The sequence below is a fragment of the Agrococcus sp. Marseille-P2731 genome (assembly GCF_900117395.1).
Lineage (GTDB): Bacteria > Actinomycetota > Actinomycetes > Actinomycetales > Microbacteriaceae > Agrococcus.
Map to the genome: position 1 here is coordinate 748341 of NZ_FPEG01000002.1, position 15828 is coordinate 764168.

Genomic DNA, 15828 nt, shown 5'->3' on the forward strand with positions numbered 1-15828 from the left:
AGAGGGATCAGACGTCGGCGACCTTGCGGCCCTTGTACTCCATGTACAGCGGGGTGCCGGCCGAGTCCTCGACGACCTTCGCGCGGTGCGGGAGGCTGTAGACGGTCTTGCCGCCCTCGACGGTCTTGACCAGCTTCGGGGCCTCGGCCTTCCACTGCGAACGGCGCGCACGGGTGTTCGACCGCGACATCTTCCTCTTGGGAACAGCCATTGCTCACTCCTTCTTCGACGCCTGGGCGTCATCATCCGACTGGTCGTCGGCTACGTCTTGTGCGAATCCTTGGAGCGCAGCCCATCGTGGATCGATGGCCTCCGCAGGCACGTGATCCGTGCCCGGCTCGAGCCGCTCCCCTGTCTCTGGGTCGAGCCCAGAGCAGTCCGGTCGGTCGACCGGTTGGAACGGCAGTGCCAGCACAACCGCGTCCCTGACCACCGAAAGCATGTCGACTGTTTCGTCGACCACGAGGTAGTCGGATTCCGACGCACCATCATACGCGAAGAGCTCGAGGAAGTCGACATGGAGGTCGAGGTCGAACTCCGTGAGGCACCGCGCGCACGTCGCGAGGGCCGTCACACCGGCGGTGCCAGTGGCGAGGATGCCCTCGTGCACGCTCTCGAGGCGCAGCACGAGCTCGACCGGCTGGTCGGGCAGCACGGCCGCGAGGCCCTCACCGACCTTCTCGCCGAACGGCGCGGTCGTGATGACCTCGCGCATCTCGCCCGGCCTGTGCACGATGGCGCGCGCAGAGATCACGAACGGGTGGGGGGTTGGCATGCATCCATCGTACCGGGGACCGCCGACGCCCGTGGCCAGCGGCCGGCGGCGGCACCCGTCGTGTCAGTGGCCGGTGTGACACTTCGCCCATGACGACGGATGCGGTGCAGCCTCAGGGGCCGGCGGCCCCGGTGGGCGCGGCGCGTCCAGGCGCCGCGCCTGCTGTCTCACCGGCGGGGCCGATGCTGCCGCCGCATCGGGTGCCGGTGCCGTTCGCGCCTGACTTCTTCGACGGCCCGACGTGGCTGCGCGGCGGGCCGCACCCGCTCGACGAGGCTGCGGCCGCGCCTGCTGATGAGCGTGCGACTGAGGTCGCGTCCGTGGCTCCTGCGCCGGTGACGGGTCGTGACGTGGCTGAATCGGCGATGCGTGCCGTGGTCGAGATCGATGCGGCGATCGCGAGCCTGGAGGCGATGCGGGTCCGGTTCCTCGCCGGCATCGGGCACGTCGCGCTCGAGGATGCGCTCGAGGAGCGCCTCGACCCGGGCGTCGGCATGCGGGACGTCGCCTGCGAGCTGGCGCTGATGGAGCGCCGCAGCGACCGCACCCTCGAGGCGAACATCAGCCACGCCATGGAACAGGTCGCCGCATGGCCGGCAACGATGCACGCGTGGGGTGCCGCGCGCATCCACCGCGGCCACGTCGGCGTGATCACCGAGATCGGCGGAGCCATCCAGGACCCCGCAGGCCGGGCCGCGTTCGAGGAGGCGCTGCTACGGCACGCCGAGCAGACCACGCCCGGCCGCCTGCGCGCGATCGCGCGCCGCGAGCTCGAGCGGCACCTCGAGCAGCCGCTCGCGGCCCGGCACCGGTCGGCCCGTGACCGTCGGGGTGTGTTCCAGAAGGAGCTCGACGACGGCATGTCGCGGCTCGAGCTGATCGCCCCGACCGTGCTCGTGGCCGCGACCCACGACCGGCTCACGCAGATGGCCAAGGCCACCCTCCGCGCCGCCGACGCCAGCGGCGAGGGCAAGGACCCGCGCACCTTCGACCAGCTCCGGGCCGATCTCATGTGCGACCTGCTGCTCACCGGCGACCCCGCCGGCGCCACGCTCGACGCGATACGGGCGGAGGTGACGATCATCATGCCCACCGACGTCCTCACCGACACGGACGACGACGACCGCAGCAGCGACGACATCGACGGCGATGGCGCACGCACCTGGAGCGAGGGCGCGAGCTCCGTGTGCGAGCGCGCGAACCCCGCGGACGAGCGCGCGAACCCCGCAGGTCCCGACCGTGGCGGCCGGGGTCGGCGCATCCGCAGCCGCGCATCCCGCATCGCACGGCTCTCGACCGGCGCACCCATCGACCCGGCGACCGCGCGCCGCCTCGCCGAGCACGCCACCGCCTGGACCAGGCTCTTCACCGACTCCCTCACCGGCCACGTCACCGCCGTCGACACCTACGTCCCCTCGAAGCGGCTCAAGCAGCTCCTCCAAGCCCGCGACCAGCACTGCCGATGGCCAGGCTGCACCCGACCAGCCCAGCGCAGCGGCCTCGACCACACCATCCCCGGGACAGACGGCGGCACCACCGAGATCGGCAACTTCGTCAAATCTAAACGCGACCACGCACTCGTCGACCATTGGCGCGGGGGCGGAGGCCGGTGTCCCAAGGCACCTCCACACGGGCGGCGTAGACTTCCGACAACATGTCGAAAGGCAACTGATGCTAGATGACGCCGCTGCACCGACCGGAGATGTCGACGGCCCTCGAATCAATCCTTATACTCCCTTCCCCAGTTTTGGCACATGGCTGGAAAGAAATTTTGAAAGCACCGTGGTGGATAGGTACGCGGTGCAACACGAGGCGCTCAAGAGCGAGGTCACGGCAGAGCAGGCGGCAGAAGCTGCCAGGATCGCCACAACTTGGGCTGCCGTGAACACCGGCGCTATTGAGGGCCTCTATCAGGTTGATCGAGGATTCACCTACAGCGTTGCAGTGTCGTCAGTGGCGTGGCAGGAGATCAAACTGCAGAAGGGAGAATCGGTTGCCGAGCACATTGCAGACGCCGTACGAGCGTACGACTATGTCCTCGATGCTGCAACTGGCGCCCACCCAGTGACCCAACTGTGGTTCAGGGAACTTCACGAGATCGTCACCGCGTCGCAGGACGCTTACACGGTGATAACCGGAGTCGGCCCCCAGGAGCAGGCTCTGCCGAAGGGGAAATACAAGGAGCACCCGAACAACCCTCTCCGCCTCGAAGACGGCGTCATCCACTCCTACGCGCCACCCGGGGACACCCCTCCAGAAATGGCACGCCTTGTCGAAGAGCTGACCGGCGAGAAGTTTCGTCGTGCGCACCCCGTACTGCAGGCAGCGTATGCGCACTACGCATTTGTTTGCATTCATCCATTTGCCGATGGCAATGGGCGCGTGGCCCGCGCGGTGGCCTCTCTCTATCTCTACCGTAGTTACTCTCTTCCGCTGGTCATATTCGCGGATCAGAAGGCTGACTATATCGACGCGCTTGAGGCAGCGGATGAAGGCCAGCCGGAACTGTTCGTTCGGTTCATAAGTGAGCGCGTGATCGACACTGTCGGCATGGTGAGGGATCAGACGCTTACTGCTGCAGTCCCGGACGTTGAGCAACAAATCGAGGCTTTGCGTCCGCTGCTACTCGGCGAAGCTGGACTGCCACACCAGGAGATTGACTCGATCACCCTCCGCTTGATTGAGGTGTTTCGCGCGGCATTAGAGAAGGCAATCAGTGAGAAGACTTTGGGAGACCCGCTGAGAGCCGGGCATCAGTTCTATTCTGGCGGCTTAACGTACCCGCCGCCCAAGAACTACCGTCGCGTGCCAGGCGACTCTAGCGGCGTGCGCATCGAGGTCGCTGTTCAACCGCCCGCGCCCGTATCGCAGCACAGGGACTACTTCTCGGCCACCCGCCTCCCCGACGCTGACACCGCTACATTCGCCGTCTTCCGCGGCGATGGCACCCCCTTGCTGGAAGCGAGCGTCCGAGATACTCATCCTACGATCGCTCAGGCCCTCGTGTTCCGAGCCGAAGTCGTGGCCTTGCGTGAGTTCCGCGAACTGGTTGGAGAGGTCAGCAACGCCGGAGCGGTTGCGTTGCGGAAGGCCGGATACCTCTAAGGAATGTGTCGCAGCGCGTCGCTCACAGAAGTCTGCAACCTCGCCTGACGGGAGTGCATCTCCTACTGCGCGTCGGCGATCACCTGAGCAATGTGGCGCTCGAGCGTTGCGTCCAACGTCGTCACCAGGCACAGCAAGAACCGATTCCACTCTTGCAAGTCGCTGCGCGAGGTAGAAAGAATCGACGCGGTGTGCGCAACGACGTGGCGTCGTTGGACAACGGCATCGAGATTGTCAGCGATGAAGGTTTGCGCCGTAGGGCTGCCCCAAGCGGAATCGAAGTCGAACTTGATTGTGCCGAAGAGATCGCTAACGCCGATTATCTTGAACATGGACTTGACTTGCTCAGCGTTGGGGTTTCCGGCAGTGTCCGCGATTTCTTGGCTCAAGATCTCTCCCCGAGCGATTCGCGTGACAGCATGCATAACGCCCGGAAGCCGATGCTCTCTCTGCTTGACCGGATCCCAAGCCTTGGCTGTCATTGCGGCTTGCAAACCGGTGTAAACCGTTTGCGCCTGAAGCGCCGAGGGGAGTTTATTGAAGTCGCAGGATGGCGTCGCAGAATTGATGCTTTCCAGAAGCTCCGCCACGACTTCCTTGAGATAGTTCTCGAAGGCAGCCACCATCAGCACAACGCAACCGCCTCGGAGCCCTTCGACTGCCGACTGGTCGTCTGTAGCGGGAGGGTCGCTGTAGCCTCGCTCTAGGTTGAGCAATGCGATTACGTTACCGTTCGCAGTTCGGTAGCCGGCCAGCGCGGCAGTCATTTACGACGCGGTGTCATGCAGCAGATGTCGCATGATTTCGATCCGCGATCGGAATCTCGCGGGCGTGTTCGTCGCGGCATCAATAGCCTGCCGAAACTCCGGATGCGCGAAGAGGTCTTGATAGCCAGCCTGTATCGCCTGAGCATGTGGCTCCAACTCGCCGGTCTCCCATGCCATGGCCGCGAACATCTGCGCGTCGAAGAGGGCCGCCAGTACGGGCTTCCTCCATGTGTTGCTATCTGGGTTGAACCGGCGGAAAGCTGTAGCACCGAAGACGGCTTCAACGGTCTCGAGAGTGCGGATGAAAGAGGCGCGCATCTCGTCGAGGGCCGCGCTATTTGCACGTTGGTTGTCGGCCATGAACCGATCGAGTCGCTTGGCCATGCCGCCGGTAAAGGTCGCCCAATCTTCGCGGAAGGCAAAGAAGCGCAGGACAAGTTCCACATCCCGCATTTCCTTGAAGAGCGTCGACGTGGCGGGCTTACCCATCCCGAGCATACGTCGGAACGTTTCGTTCTCGGAGAGATCCAGCAAGAGCTCGTTGAGCGGTCCCGGCCAAGTGCTGTTGCGAATTTCCTGCGGGTTGAGTGAGACACCGCCAGTATTTAGGCGCCGGAAGACCTCAAACTTCACTTCCCTGTCCGACTGCCGTAGGATGATAGTAGCTCGAAGGTTGGCTCGTGTGCCAATGATCGAGCGGAGACTGGGCGCGAGGTCATCAATAGTCTTATCGTTCAGCTCTTCGAACACCTTCAGCCCCTTCAAGCGCAGGCGTCCGCGCATGAACTCGTGAATGGCCGTGAGGCGCTGCTTTCCATCGATGACGGAGTACTTGCCGTAGTCATCCTCGTTGAGGAAGATCGGGGGGACCGGTACGTTCATGAAGAACGACTCGATCAGGCGGGACTGACGGTCCGCCTTCCAGCGGTCCCGCCGTTGGTAGCGCGGGGACAGGTCGATCTGGTCGGAAGCAACCAGGTTAGACAGCGTATTCAAATTGTAATCGAGAACACTCGTGAGGAGTTCCCGACGCTGCTTCGCCACTGGGAGGCCGGGCTCGTCCCCCTGTTCGTCGAGCTCGTCCGCCTCGTCGATATCGAGCTCGAGCTCTTGGTCCTCGACATCCCGTGAAGTGTCGGTCGACTCGAGCTCTGGAAGGTCAGACATCTGGTTCCGTTCGTCGGTTGGACGCCAGCATAGCTAGAGCGAAGCGCGGCGCGGCGCGGAGCGGCGCGCCTTCACTTGAATCTGCAACGTAACTCGGGAGTCGTTCGGCGAGGGGTGGCAACGGCTCGTCGACAGACGAGTTCGCGGCAGCTCTTGTGCTGGCGACCTTCGCCATACGGTGACAGTCTTCCAGCTGCCGGGTGACGTCCAACCCCTCGCCGGTCTGGTCGCTCGAGATGCGGGCGTAGATGACTGCTGCGCGTATCTGCTTCAGGGGGTCGGTTCAACGCTCATCCAACAACCTCGCCCGTCTCTGCAGCCGCCACCAGACTCTTGAGGGCGCGCAGGTCTCCCGCGCCCGACGATGGAACGTCGAGCAGCGCACACCCGGCGTCTTCGCCTTCACCTCCCCCAGCGGCACGACCTACATCGACAAACCACCAGAGGTCGGGCCAGTCTTCCGAGCGCACGAATCGAGGTTTGGGGCACCGATCCGGATGACCCGGGCGCCGTCCACCCGTTCTAACGAGCGCGATCGGGGTCTCATGATGCGCCGCGCGCCGCGCGACGCTCCTCGCCCGACTGGGCGATCAACGTGAGGATTCCTGCCGCATTGGTGCCATGATGCATCCGTGACAGCGTTGCGCGCGGTGCCTCTTGCACTCATCGGCTGGCTCGTGTGCGTCGAGCTCACGAGCGGCGTCCTGCAGGGCTACTACGTGACCCTCACGCCCGACATCGCTCGCCACATCGGCGTCACCGATGCCGACGTCAACTGGCTCGAAGCCGGGCAGCTGCTGCTCTCGGCGCTGATGGTGCCCGTGCTCGCGAAGCTCGGCGACATGCACGGCCACAAGAAGATGCTGCTGCTCTCGACCGCCATCACCGCGGGCGCCAGCTGGTGGATGGCGTTCTCGGGCGACTTCTGGAGCTACCTCATCGCCTTCTCCCTGCAGGGCGCCTACACGGTCTGGCTCCCGCTCGAGGTGGCGCTCATCTTCGACCGCGGCCGCCGCACGGGCGTCGCTCCCTCGGCCACCCGCCGCGCCGCCGGACTCCTCGTCGTCGCGCTGCAGGCCGGCGCCATCGTCGGCGCCCTGGGGGCCGCCGTCGCCTTCGGCGCGCTCGGCGAGGCGATGGGCCCCACCCTGATGCTCCCCGCAGCGATGGTGACGCTGTGCTTCTTCGCGATCCTCTGGGGCGTTCCCGAGTCGGAGCCGCTCCCGGATCGCGAGCTCGATGCCGGCGGGTTCGTGCTGCTCGCGCTCTCGCTGCTCACCATCACCTCCGGCCTCACCTTCCTGAAGATCGGCGGCCCCGAGGCATGGTGGGGCTGGGCGGTCATGGCGATCGGCATCGCGCTGCTCCTCCCCTTCGCCCGCTGGGTGCTCGGCAAGGACGACCCGGCGATCGACCTGCGCGTCATGCGTCGGCCCGAGATGTGGCCGGTGCAGCTCACCGCGGGACTCGTCGGCGTCAGCCTGCTCGGCGCCCAGACGCCGCTCGCCACCTACGCCGGCACCGACCCGGCGCTCGGCTACGGGCTCGGCCTCGACGCGAGCGGCCGATCCATCCTCATCGGCGTCTACCTGCTCTCGCTCATCGTCGGCGCTGCGGCGCTCGCCGTGCTCTCGGCACGGGTGCGTCCGCGCCTGCTGCTCATCGTCGCCGCGACGCTCGTCGGCGTCGGCTACCTGCTGCTGGTGCCCTTCCACCTCGAGGTGTGGCAGGTCTTCGCCTGCATGGCCATCGCGGGCCTCGGCTCCGGTGCGCTCGTCGGAGCCCTGCCGGCGGCAGCGGCCGCCGCGGCGCCTCGCGGCCAGACCGGCGTCGCGACCGCGATGACGAACACGACGAAGACCATCGGCGGCTCCTTCGCCTCGTCGATCTTCGCGATCGTGCTCGCCGTCGGCGCGATCGGGACAGCAGCGAGCATCGGCGGCTACATCGTCGTCTGGGTCATCTGCGGCGTCACGGCGCTCATCGCCGCCGTCGGCCTCATCGCGGTGCCGAAGCTCGCCTTCGCCGATCCCGAGCCGGTGCCGAGCGCTGTCCCCGTCGAGGGCTGAGCACTGCACCTCATCGACATCCCCGGGGGCGAGCTCCGGCAGCGCGACGCGCGCACCGGCGCCGAGCGCGTCGTGCTCCTGCAGCCGTTCCGCCTCGCGCGCACCACGCTCGCGGACGACGACGGCATCCCCGTGCACGGCCTGCGCTGGGTCGAGGCCATCGCGCGCTGCAACACCATGTCGGCGGATGCGGGCCTCACGCCCGCATACGACCTGACGGGCGCGCGGGTGGCATGGGACCCATCCGCCGACGGCTTCCGACTGCCGACCGAGGCCGAGTGGGAGCACGCCTGCCGCGCCGGCAGCGATGCACCGGTCTCGGCGCCGCTCGAGCGCTGCGCGTGGACCGCGATCGATGCCGTCGACGGGCCGCAGCCGGTCGCCGGCAAGGAGCCGAACGGCTTGGGGCTGCACGACATGCTCGGCAACCTCTGGGAGTGGTGCTGGGACTACGCGGATCCGGCGCGCTACGCCGACTACCGCTCCCTGCGCGGCGGCGGCTGGGCCGATCGGCCGTTCAGCGTGCGCGCCGGCGTGCGGCGCGGCACGGCGCCCGATGCGACGCTCGAGGACGTCGGCGTGCGGGTCGCGCAGGGCGCGGTCGCCGATCCCGGCGCAGCCGCCGCGCAGGGCTGGTCGGCTGCCGCGGATCGCGAGCGCGCGGCGATCCGCGGCCCGCTGCCCATCGGCTGGACTCCGCTCCGCGACCTGCTCGCGTGACCCGGCGGCGCGCTCGCCGTCAGCCCTTCGCGCGCAACGGACCCTTGAAGACTCGCCAGGGGTGCGTCTGCGCGACGGGCTTGATGATCGTCTCGTCGATCGACACGTGGCCCGGCAGCGCGAGGATGTCGGTCATCACCTGCGCGACGTCATCGGCCGAGAGCGGGTCCTGCACGTCCTTGTAGACCGCATCCGCCTTCTCCTGGTCGCCCTCGAAGCGCACGAGCGAGAACTCCTCTGTCCAGACCATGCCGGGCGCGACCTCCATGACCCGGATCGGCTCGCCGTGGAGCTCGAGCCGCAGCACGTCGACGAGCTGCTTCTCGGCCGACTTCGCGGCGTTGTAGCCCGAGCCGCCGGGGTAGGCGACGGTCGCCGCGATGGAGGTCACCACCATGATCTCCGCGTAGCGCGCAGCGCCGTCAGGACCGGGCTCGGTGGATGCGCGCAGCAGCGGCAGCACCGCGTCGATCACGCGCTTCGTGCCGATGACGTTCGCCTCGAACATCCAGCGCCAGTCGTCGATCGTGGTCTCGGCGAGCTCTGCAGCACCCTTGGCGCCGCCGGCGACCTGTACGAGCCCCGTCGGCCGGAACTCGGCAGCCGCCGCAGCGAACTCGGCCACAGCGGCCTCGTCCGTCAGGTCCGCGACGAAGGTCTGGCACCCGGTGCCAGCAGCGAGCGCCTCGAGCCGCTCCGCTCGCCGCGCGACCGCGAGCACCTCCCAGCCGCGCGCGACCGCATGCCGCGCCACCGCCTCGCCGATGCCGCTCGATGCCCCCGTGACGATGATCCGCTTCTCGCTCATAGCGCCATGCAAGCAAACGAGATCAGATCGCGCCAGTCAAGCCGTCCGCGACGGCGAGTGTTACGCCGCGCGTCGTGGCCGGCTGGCGCTCGCCCGCCCGTCGCCGCAGGCTGGTGCGACGACCTCATCCTGGCTCGGCCAGGCCTCAGCAAGGAGACACCATGAGCGACTGGAAGTTCGAGACCCTGCAGGTCCACGCGGGCGCGCAGCCCGACCCGACCACCAACGCGCGCATCACGCCCGTCTACCGCACCACCTCCTACGTGTTCGACAGCGCCGATCACGCCGCGCGCCTGTTCGGCCTCGCCGAGTTCGGCAACATCTACTCGCGCATCATGAACCCGACGAACGACGTCGTCGAGCAGCGCCTCGCCGCGCTCGAAGGGGGCAGCGCCGCCCTCCTGCTCGCCTCCGGCCAGTCGGCCACGACCTACGCCGTCCTCAACATCGCGAGCGCCGGCGACCACATCGTCTCCTCCTCGTCGATCTACGGCGGCACCTACAACCTCTTCAACTTCACCCTGCGCAAGCTCGGCATCGACGTGACCTTCGTCGAGGATCAGGACGACCTCGACGAGTGGCGCCGCGCCATCCGACCGGAGACCAAGGCGGTCTTCGCCGAGACCATCGGCAACCCGCGCATCAACCTGCTCGACATCGCCGGCGTCTCCTCCGTCGCCCACGAGGCAGGGCTGCCGCTCATCGTCGACAACACCATCGCGACGCCCTACCTGATCCGCCCGCTGGAGCACGGGGCCGACATCGTGGTCCACTCCGCGACCAAGTTCCTCGGCGGCCACGGCTCCGTCGTCGCCGGCGCGATCGTCGACGGCGGCCGCTTCGAGTGGTCGAAGTCCGACCGCTTCCCCGGCCTCACGACGCCCGACGAGTCCTACCACGGCGTCACCTTCACCGAGGCGCTCGGCGACGCGATCGCCTACATCATCAAGGCCCGCGTCACGCTCCTGCGCGACGTCGGCGCATCCGCCTCCCCCGACTCCGCCTGGCAGCTGCTGCAGGGCATCGAGACGCTCTCGCTGCGCCTCGACCGCCACGTCGCGAACGCCACCGCCGTCGCACGGTTCCTCGAGGCGCACCCGCAGGTCGCGGGCGTGCACTACGCGGGCCTGCCCTCGAGCCCCTGGTACGAGCGCGGCACCGAGATCGCCCCGCGCGGCACCGGTGCGGTGCTCTCGTTCGAGCTCGTCGGCGGCGTCGAGGCCGGCAAGGCCCTCGTCGAGGCGCTCGAGCTCTTCAGCCACCTCGCGAACATCGGCGACGTGCGCTCGCTCGTCATCCACCCCGCCTCCACGACGCACGCCCAGCTCACCCCTGAGCAGCAGCTGACCGCAGGCGTCACCCCGGGCCTCGTGCGCCTCTCGGTCGGCATCGAGCACGCCGACGACCTCATCGCCGACCTCTCCCGCGGCCTCGAGGCCGCAGCGGCGAAGGCAGCGGCGGCGAAGGCCGCAGCCGTCGAGGGCGCGGCGGTCTGACCAGCAACCCAGGAACGAGCGGCGCGCGCACGACCGGCGCTCCGCAGCAGCGATCCGACGACGCAGAGGGCGGGCACCCGTGGACTGGCAGCTGAGCGACGACGCGCAGCCGGCCTCCAGGGTGCCCGCCGCTCGGCTCGCGGAGCTCGGCTCCGGTCCCGGCTCGGCGCCGGGCGCCTGGCTCGGCTCCGAGCGCGCTCCGGTGCCCGTCACCGGCGCCTGGCGGCCCGGTGACGACCCTGGCGAGCGCCGCTTCGCCCGCATCGGCGACCTCGACGTCGAAGCGGGCGGCACGATCGCGGATGCGGTTGTCGCCTACGAGACGTGGGGCACGCTCGACGAGACCCGCGGCAACGCGGTGCTCGTGCTCCACGCGCTCACCGGGCACAGCCACGTGCGCGGCCAGGCCGGCCCCGGGCATCCGACCGCCGGCTGGTGGGAGGAGGTCGTGGGCCCCGGGCTCGCGATCGACACCGACCGGCACTTCGTCGTCGCGCCCAACATGCTCGGCGGCTGCCAGGGCACCACGGGCCCGGCCTCGCTGGGGCCCGACGGGGTCGAGCTGGGCTCGCGGTTCCCCCGCGTCACGGTGCGCGACCAGGTCGAGGCGCAGCGTCGGCTCGCCGACCGGCTCGGCATCGAGCGCTGGCACGCCGTCGTGGGCGGGTCGATGGGCGGCATGCACGCGCTCGAGTGGGCGGTCACGCATCCCGAGCGCGTCGGCAGCGCGGCCCTGCTCGCCTCCAACGCAGCGACCTCCGCCGACCAGATCGCGCAGAACACGCTGCAGATCGAGGCCGTCGCGAACGACCCAGGCTGGCTGGGCGGCGACTTCTACGACCTGCCGGGGCACGCCGGTCCGGGTCGCGGCCTCGCGCTCGCCCGCCGCATGGCCATGCTCGGCTACCGCTCCCAGCAGGAGCTCAACGAGCGCTTCCGGCGCGAGTGGCAGTCGAGCGTCGACCCGCTCGCCGGCGGGCGGTTCCAGGTCGAGTCCTACCTCGACGTGCACGGCAACCGCTTCACCCGCCGGTTCGACGCGGGCTCCTACGTGCGGCTCGTCGACGCCATGACCACCCACGACGTGGGCCGCGGGCGCGGCGGCGTCGAGGCGGCGCTCGAGCGCATCACCTCACCGACGCTCGTCGTCGGCATCTCCAGCGATCGGCTCTTCCCGGTCGCCGACCAGCGCCGCCTCGCCGCCGGCATCCCGACGAGCACCTCCGGCACCGAACCCGTCGTGCTCGAGAGCGGCTTCGGCCACGACGCCTTCCTCATCGAGTCGGGCCGCGTTGGCGACCTGCTCGCGTCGCTCATCGCCTGAGAGCGCGAACGGGCCGCGGCGGGCGGCGCGCACGAGCATGACGACCGCGCCCACCAGGATGCCGACGTGCACGAGGTTGCGGAGCGTCAGCAGCAGCACCGCGAGCGGGTCGGCGACGACGAGCCACTCGTACGTCCACGGGAACTGCAGCTGCGTGAGCAGCGCGACGAGCCCGATCGCTCCGACGCCGATCCAGTGACGCCGCGCGCCCGCCTCGGCGAGCAGCAGCGCCGGCAGCGTCAGCCACAGCACGAACTGCGGCGAGCCGACCTTGTTCGTCACGATCAGCGCCGCCACGAGGGCCACCGCGAGCCAGACGATCGCCTCGTGCCGATGCGCGCGCCGCACGGCGACCGCGCCCAGCACGCAGAGCGCGGCGACGGCGGCGACGAGCACGGGTGTCGCGAGCTCGGCCACCTGCGAGACGCCGTCGTAGTCGATCTGGAAGGTGTAGATCTGCCGGTCGAAGTAGACGTAGCCGTCGCCGAAGGCCGCGAGCCACATGAACGGCGTCGCGGCGACCGCCTCGATCTGCAGGCCGCGGTCGCCCTGCTGGAAGAGGAATGAGAGCGCGTGCTCCGAGCCCAGCAGCGCGGCGACCGCGAGCACTGCCCCCGACACGAGCGCGCCGGCGAGCAGGATCCTGCCGCGCTCGCGTCGGGCGATGAGCATCGCCAGGTACAGCACGCCCGGCCAGACCTTCATCCAGGCGGCGACCGTGAAGGCCGCGGCCGCCCACCCCGTCCTGCCCTGGCGCAGCACAGCCAGGCCGATGATGCACACCGCCACGGCGACCGTGTCGATGCGGCCGAGCGCGACGGGCCCGAGCGCGACCTGCAGCCCCAGCCACACCCACGCGAGCACGTGTCCCCTGGGCATGCGCAGCAGCAGCGCGAACGCGACCGCGTCGAGCGCCGTGACCATGAGCATCCACACGAGCGGCAGCGCATCCGTGCCCAGGACGTTCGAGACCAGGATCGGCACCCACGCCAGGAGCGGGTAGACCCACTCGACGTCGATCCCGAGCCAGCCGCCCTCGACGCTCTGCTGCACCCAGAACGGGTACACGGTGCGCACGTCGCCGTAGGCGTCGGTGACGCTCGGGATGTTCAGGATCGCGAGCAGGGCGTGCACGCCGCCGAAGGCGAGCCACGCCCAGCTGCGCGATGGCTTCAGAAGAGCCTCCTGGTGGCGTCGCGGACCTCGCCGACGAGCTCCTCGATGATGTCCTCCAGGAACAGCAGCCCGGTCGTCTCGCCCTGCTCGTCGAACGAGCGCGCGATGTGCGCCCCGGTCGAGCGCATCAGCGCGAGCGCGTCCTCGACCTCCGCGTCCTGGTAGATCGAGGCGAGCTGGCGGATGCGCTTCGCCGGCACGGGCAGGTCGGCGTGCGCGTCGTCGGCCCCGAGCACGTCCTTGATGTGCACGTAGCCGCTCGGGGTGCCGTCGGCATCCGTCACCACGTAGCGCGAGAAGCCGCGCTCGCGCACCGCCGCCTCGATGTCGGTCGGCGTCGCGCCGGGCGCGAGCGTGACGATGTCCTCGAGCGGCAGCGCCACGTCGCGCACGCGACGGGCCGTGAACTCGAAGGTGCGGCTGATGGCGCCGGTCGGGTCGAACAGCAGCCCCTCGCGCTTCGAGGTCTCGACGATCGTCTCGACCTCGTCGATCGTGAAGGCGCTCGCCGCCTCGTCGACGGGCTGCACGCCGAACAGGCGCAGGATGCCGTTGGCGACCGCGTTCATCACCCAGATGATGGGCTTGAAGATGCGGGAGATCAGCACGAGCGGCGGGGCGAGCAGCAGCACGGCGCGGTCGGGCACCGTGAAGGCGGCGTTCTTCGGCACCATCTCGCCGAGCACGACGTGCAGGTAGGTGACGATCAGCAGCGCGATCACGAACGCGACCACGGAGACGACCTCGGGGGCCAGCCCCGTCCAGGACAGCGGACCCTCGAGCAGGTGGTGGATCGCCGGCTCTGAGACGTTCAGGATCAGCAGCGAGCAGATGGTGATGCCGAGCTGGCACATGGCCAGCATGAGCGAGACGTGCTCCATCGCCCAGAGCGCGAGCTTCGCAGCCGCGTTGCCGCGGTCGGCGAGCGGCTCGATCTGGCTGCGCTTGGCAGAGATGACGGCGAACTCGGCGCCGACGAAGAAGGCGTTCGCCACCAGCAGGATGACGAGCCACATGATGCCCAGCCAGTCGTTCATCGCTCGACCTCCGTGGTCTCGGTCGACGCATCGGATGCGGCGATGTGGCGCACGCGGTCCACGCGGCGGCCGTCGATGCGCTCGACGCGCAGCGTGCCGCCCTCGATCGCGACGGTGTCGCCGACCACCGGCAGGCTGCCGAGCTCGGCCATGATGAAGCCGCCGACGGTCTCGTAGGGGCCGTCCTCGGGGATCTCGATGCGGGCGCGCTCGCGCAGCTCGTCGGGGCGCAGCTCGCCGGGGAAGGTCGTCCAGCCAGGCCCGTGGATGACGTCGACGTGCAGGCGGTCGTGCTCGTCGGAGACCTCGCCGACGACCTCCTCGACGAGATCCTCGAGCGTCGCGATGCCGGCGGTGCCGCCGTACTCGTCGACGACGATCGCAAGCTGGTAGCCGCTCTCCTTGAGGTCGGAGAGCAGCGCGTCGAGGTGCACCGAGTCGGGCACGCGGTGCGGATCCTCGGCGATCGCTGCGACGGGCACGTCGGCGCGGCGGTCGCGGGGCACCGAGATCGCCTGCTTGACGTGGGCGATGCCGATCACCTCGTCGAGGTCGCCGTCGATCACGGGGAAGCGGGAGAAGCCGGTCGCGTGCGCCAGGGTGACGAGGTCGGCGACCGAGTCGCCTCGCTCGATCGCCTCGACCCGCGGGCGCGGCGTCATGACGTCGCCGGCGGTGAGCTCCGAGAAGCGCAGGGTGCGCGAGAGCAGCGTCGCCGCATCGGCGTCGAGCGCGCCCTCCATGGCGCTGCGGCGCACGAGCGTGGAGAGCTCCTCCGCGGTGCGGGCACCGGAGAGCTCCTCCTTCGGCTCGATGCCGATCGAGCGCAGGATGCCGTTCGCGGAGCCGTTGAGCGCGAGCACCGCTGGCTTGAAGATCGCGGTGAACGCGCGCTGGAAGGGCGTGACGCCGATCGCCGTGCCGAGCGGCTTGGCGAGCGCGAGGTTCTTGGGCACGAGCTCGCCGACGATCATCGAGAGGATCGTCGCACCGGTCATGGCGATGACGCTCGAGGCCGGGCCGGCCACGCCCTCGGAGAGACCCCAGGAGATGAGCACGGGGCTCAGCAGCCGCGAGATCGCGGGCTCCATCGTGTAGCCGGTCAGGAGCGTCGTGAGCGTGATGCCCAGTTGCGCGCTCGAGAGGTGCGTCGAGGTCTGCTTGAGCGCCTTGATCGTGCCGTCGAGGCGCTTCTCGCCGCGCTCGCGGCGCGCTTCGACATCCGATCGGTCGAGGTTCACCAGCGCGAACTCGCTGGCGACGAAGAGGCCGGTTCCGATCGTCAGGATGACGCCGATGGAGATGAGGATGAGGTCCATCAGCGGATCGGATCCGGCTCGGGACTATGACTGCAGTCGTCGTTCACGCGGGGAATCCTACCGAA

General features: G+C 68.9%; 13 protein-coding genes and 1 pseudogene. 6 read left to right on the forward strand and 8 right to left on the reverse strand.

Annotated elements, in window-relative coordinates; all coding sequences use genetic code 11:
• Positions 1-7: 7 nt before the first annotated feature.
• Both rpmF and BQ6202_RS07530 read right to left on the reverse strand, forming a co-directional pair.
• The gene (gene rpmF / locus BQ6202_RS07525; protein ID WP_072313798.1) at positions 8-211 is read right to left on the reverse strand and encodes a 50S ribosomal protein L32; all 204 of its coding nucleotides are present in this window, start codon (positions 209-211) and stop codon (positions 8-10) included.
• Between the two features lie 3 nt (positions 212-214).
• A complete protein-coding gene (locus BQ6202_RS07530; RefSeq protein ID WP_072313799.1) occupies positions 215-775 on the reverse strand; it encodes a YceD family protein in 561 nt (186 codons plus the stop codon).
• An 89-nt stretch (positions 776-864) separates the two neighbouring features.
• Here BQ6202_RS07530 and BQ6202_RS14895 point away from each other — a divergent pair, with 89 nt between their 5' ends.
• Together BQ6202_RS14895 and BQ6202_RS07540 are read left to right on the forward strand one after the other, a co-directional pair.
• Positions 865-2457 (forward strand): DUF222 domain-containing protein, encoded by a 1593-nt coding sequence (locus BQ6202_RS14895; RefSeq protein ID WP_159433622.1) that lies wholly within the window; start codon positions 865-867, stop codon positions 2455-2457.
• Positions 2447-3880: a Fic family protein gene (locus BQ6202_RS07540; RefSeq protein ID WP_159433623.1), complete on the forward strand. Its 1434-nt coding sequence runs from the start codon at positions 2447-2449 to the stop codon at positions 3878-3880. The genes BQ6202_RS14895 and BQ6202_RS07540 overlap by 11 nt, the downstream gene beginning before the upstream one ends.
• Positions 3881-3942: 62 nt before the next feature.
• On the opposite strand, the gene BQ6202_RS07545 is transcribed toward BQ6202_RS07540, so the two are convergent.
• Positions 3943-4647, reverse strand: coding sequence for a HEPN domain-containing protein (locus BQ6202_RS07545; RefSeq protein ID WP_159433624.1), 705 nt, complete (start codon positions 4645-4647; stop codon positions 3943-3945).
• A complete protein-coding gene (locus BQ6202_RS07550; protein WP_083587079.1) occupies positions 4648-5814 on the reverse strand; it encodes a DUF262 domain-containing protein in 1167 nt (388 codons plus the stop codon). It abuts the gene before it with no gap.
• Positions 5815-6446: 632 nt separating this feature from the next.
• Here BQ6202_RS07550 and BQ6202_RS07555 point away from each other — a divergent pair.
• Together BQ6202_RS07555 and BQ6202_RS07560 are read left to right on the forward strand one after the other, a co-directional pair.
• Positions 6447-7883 carry an MFS transporter gene (locus BQ6202_RS07555; RefSeq protein ID WP_072313803.1) on the forward strand — a complete coding sequence of 479 codons (1437 nt, stop codon included), beginning with the start codon at positions 6447-6449 and terminating at the stop codon, positions 7881-7883.
• 72 nt (positions 7884-7955) lie between these two features.
• Positions 7956-8603: a formylglycine-generating enzyme family protein gene (locus tag BQ6202_RS07560; RefSeq protein WP_234946149.1), complete on the forward strand. Its 648-nt coding sequence runs from the start codon at positions 7956-7958 to the stop codon at positions 8601-8603.
• 19 nt (positions 8604-8622) lie between these two features.
• On the opposite strand, the gene BQ6202_RS07565 is transcribed toward BQ6202_RS07560, so the two are convergent.
• Positions 8623-9411: an SDR family NAD(P)-dependent oxidoreductase gene (locus tag BQ6202_RS07565; RefSeq protein WP_072313805.1), complete on the reverse strand. Its 789-nt coding sequence runs from the start codon at positions 9409-9411 to the stop codon at positions 8623-8625.
• Positions 9412-9524: 113 nt separating this feature from the next.
• Between BQ6202_RS07565 and BQ6202_RS07570 the strand changes: the two genes are divergently transcribed.
• Both BQ6202_RS07570 and metX read left to right on the forward strand, forming a co-directional pair.
• Complete coding sequence (locus tag BQ6202_RS07570) at positions 9525-10907, forward strand: bifunctional o-acetylhomoserine/o-acetylserine sulfhydrylase (RefSeq protein WP_268753749.1); 1383 nt, start codon at positions 9525-9527, stop codon at positions 10905-10907.
• Positions 10908-10986: 79 nt separating this feature from the next.
• Complete coding sequence (metX, locus tag BQ6202_RS07575) at positions 10987-12231, forward strand: homoserine O-acetyltransferase MetX (protein WP_072313807.1); 1245 nt, start codon at positions 10987-10989, stop codon at positions 12229-12231.
• A gap of 294 nt (positions 12232-12525) precedes the next feature.
• Here the strand turns inward: metX and BQ6202_RS15115 are convergent.
• The 3 genes and pseudogenes from BQ6202_RS15115 to BQ6202_RS07590 all read right to left on the reverse strand — a co-directional run.
• Positions 12526-13365 (reverse strand): annotated as a pseudogene (locus BQ6202_RS15115) (glycosyltransferase 87 family protein); the annotation flags it as partial.
• A gap of 38 nt (positions 13366-13403) precedes the next feature.
• The gene (locus BQ6202_RS07585) at positions 13404-14444 is read right to left on the reverse strand and encodes a hemolysin family protein (protein ID WP_072313809.1); all 1041 of its coding nucleotides are present in this window, start codon (positions 14442-14444) and stop codon (positions 13404-13406) included.
• A complete protein-coding gene (locus BQ6202_RS07590; RefSeq protein ID WP_072313810.1) occupies positions 14441-15763 on the reverse strand; it encodes a hemolysin family protein in 1323 nt (440 codons plus the stop codon). The genes BQ6202_RS07585 and BQ6202_RS07590 overlap by 4 nt, the downstream gene beginning before the upstream one ends.
• Between the last annotated feature and the right edge of the window lie 65 nt (positions 15764-15828).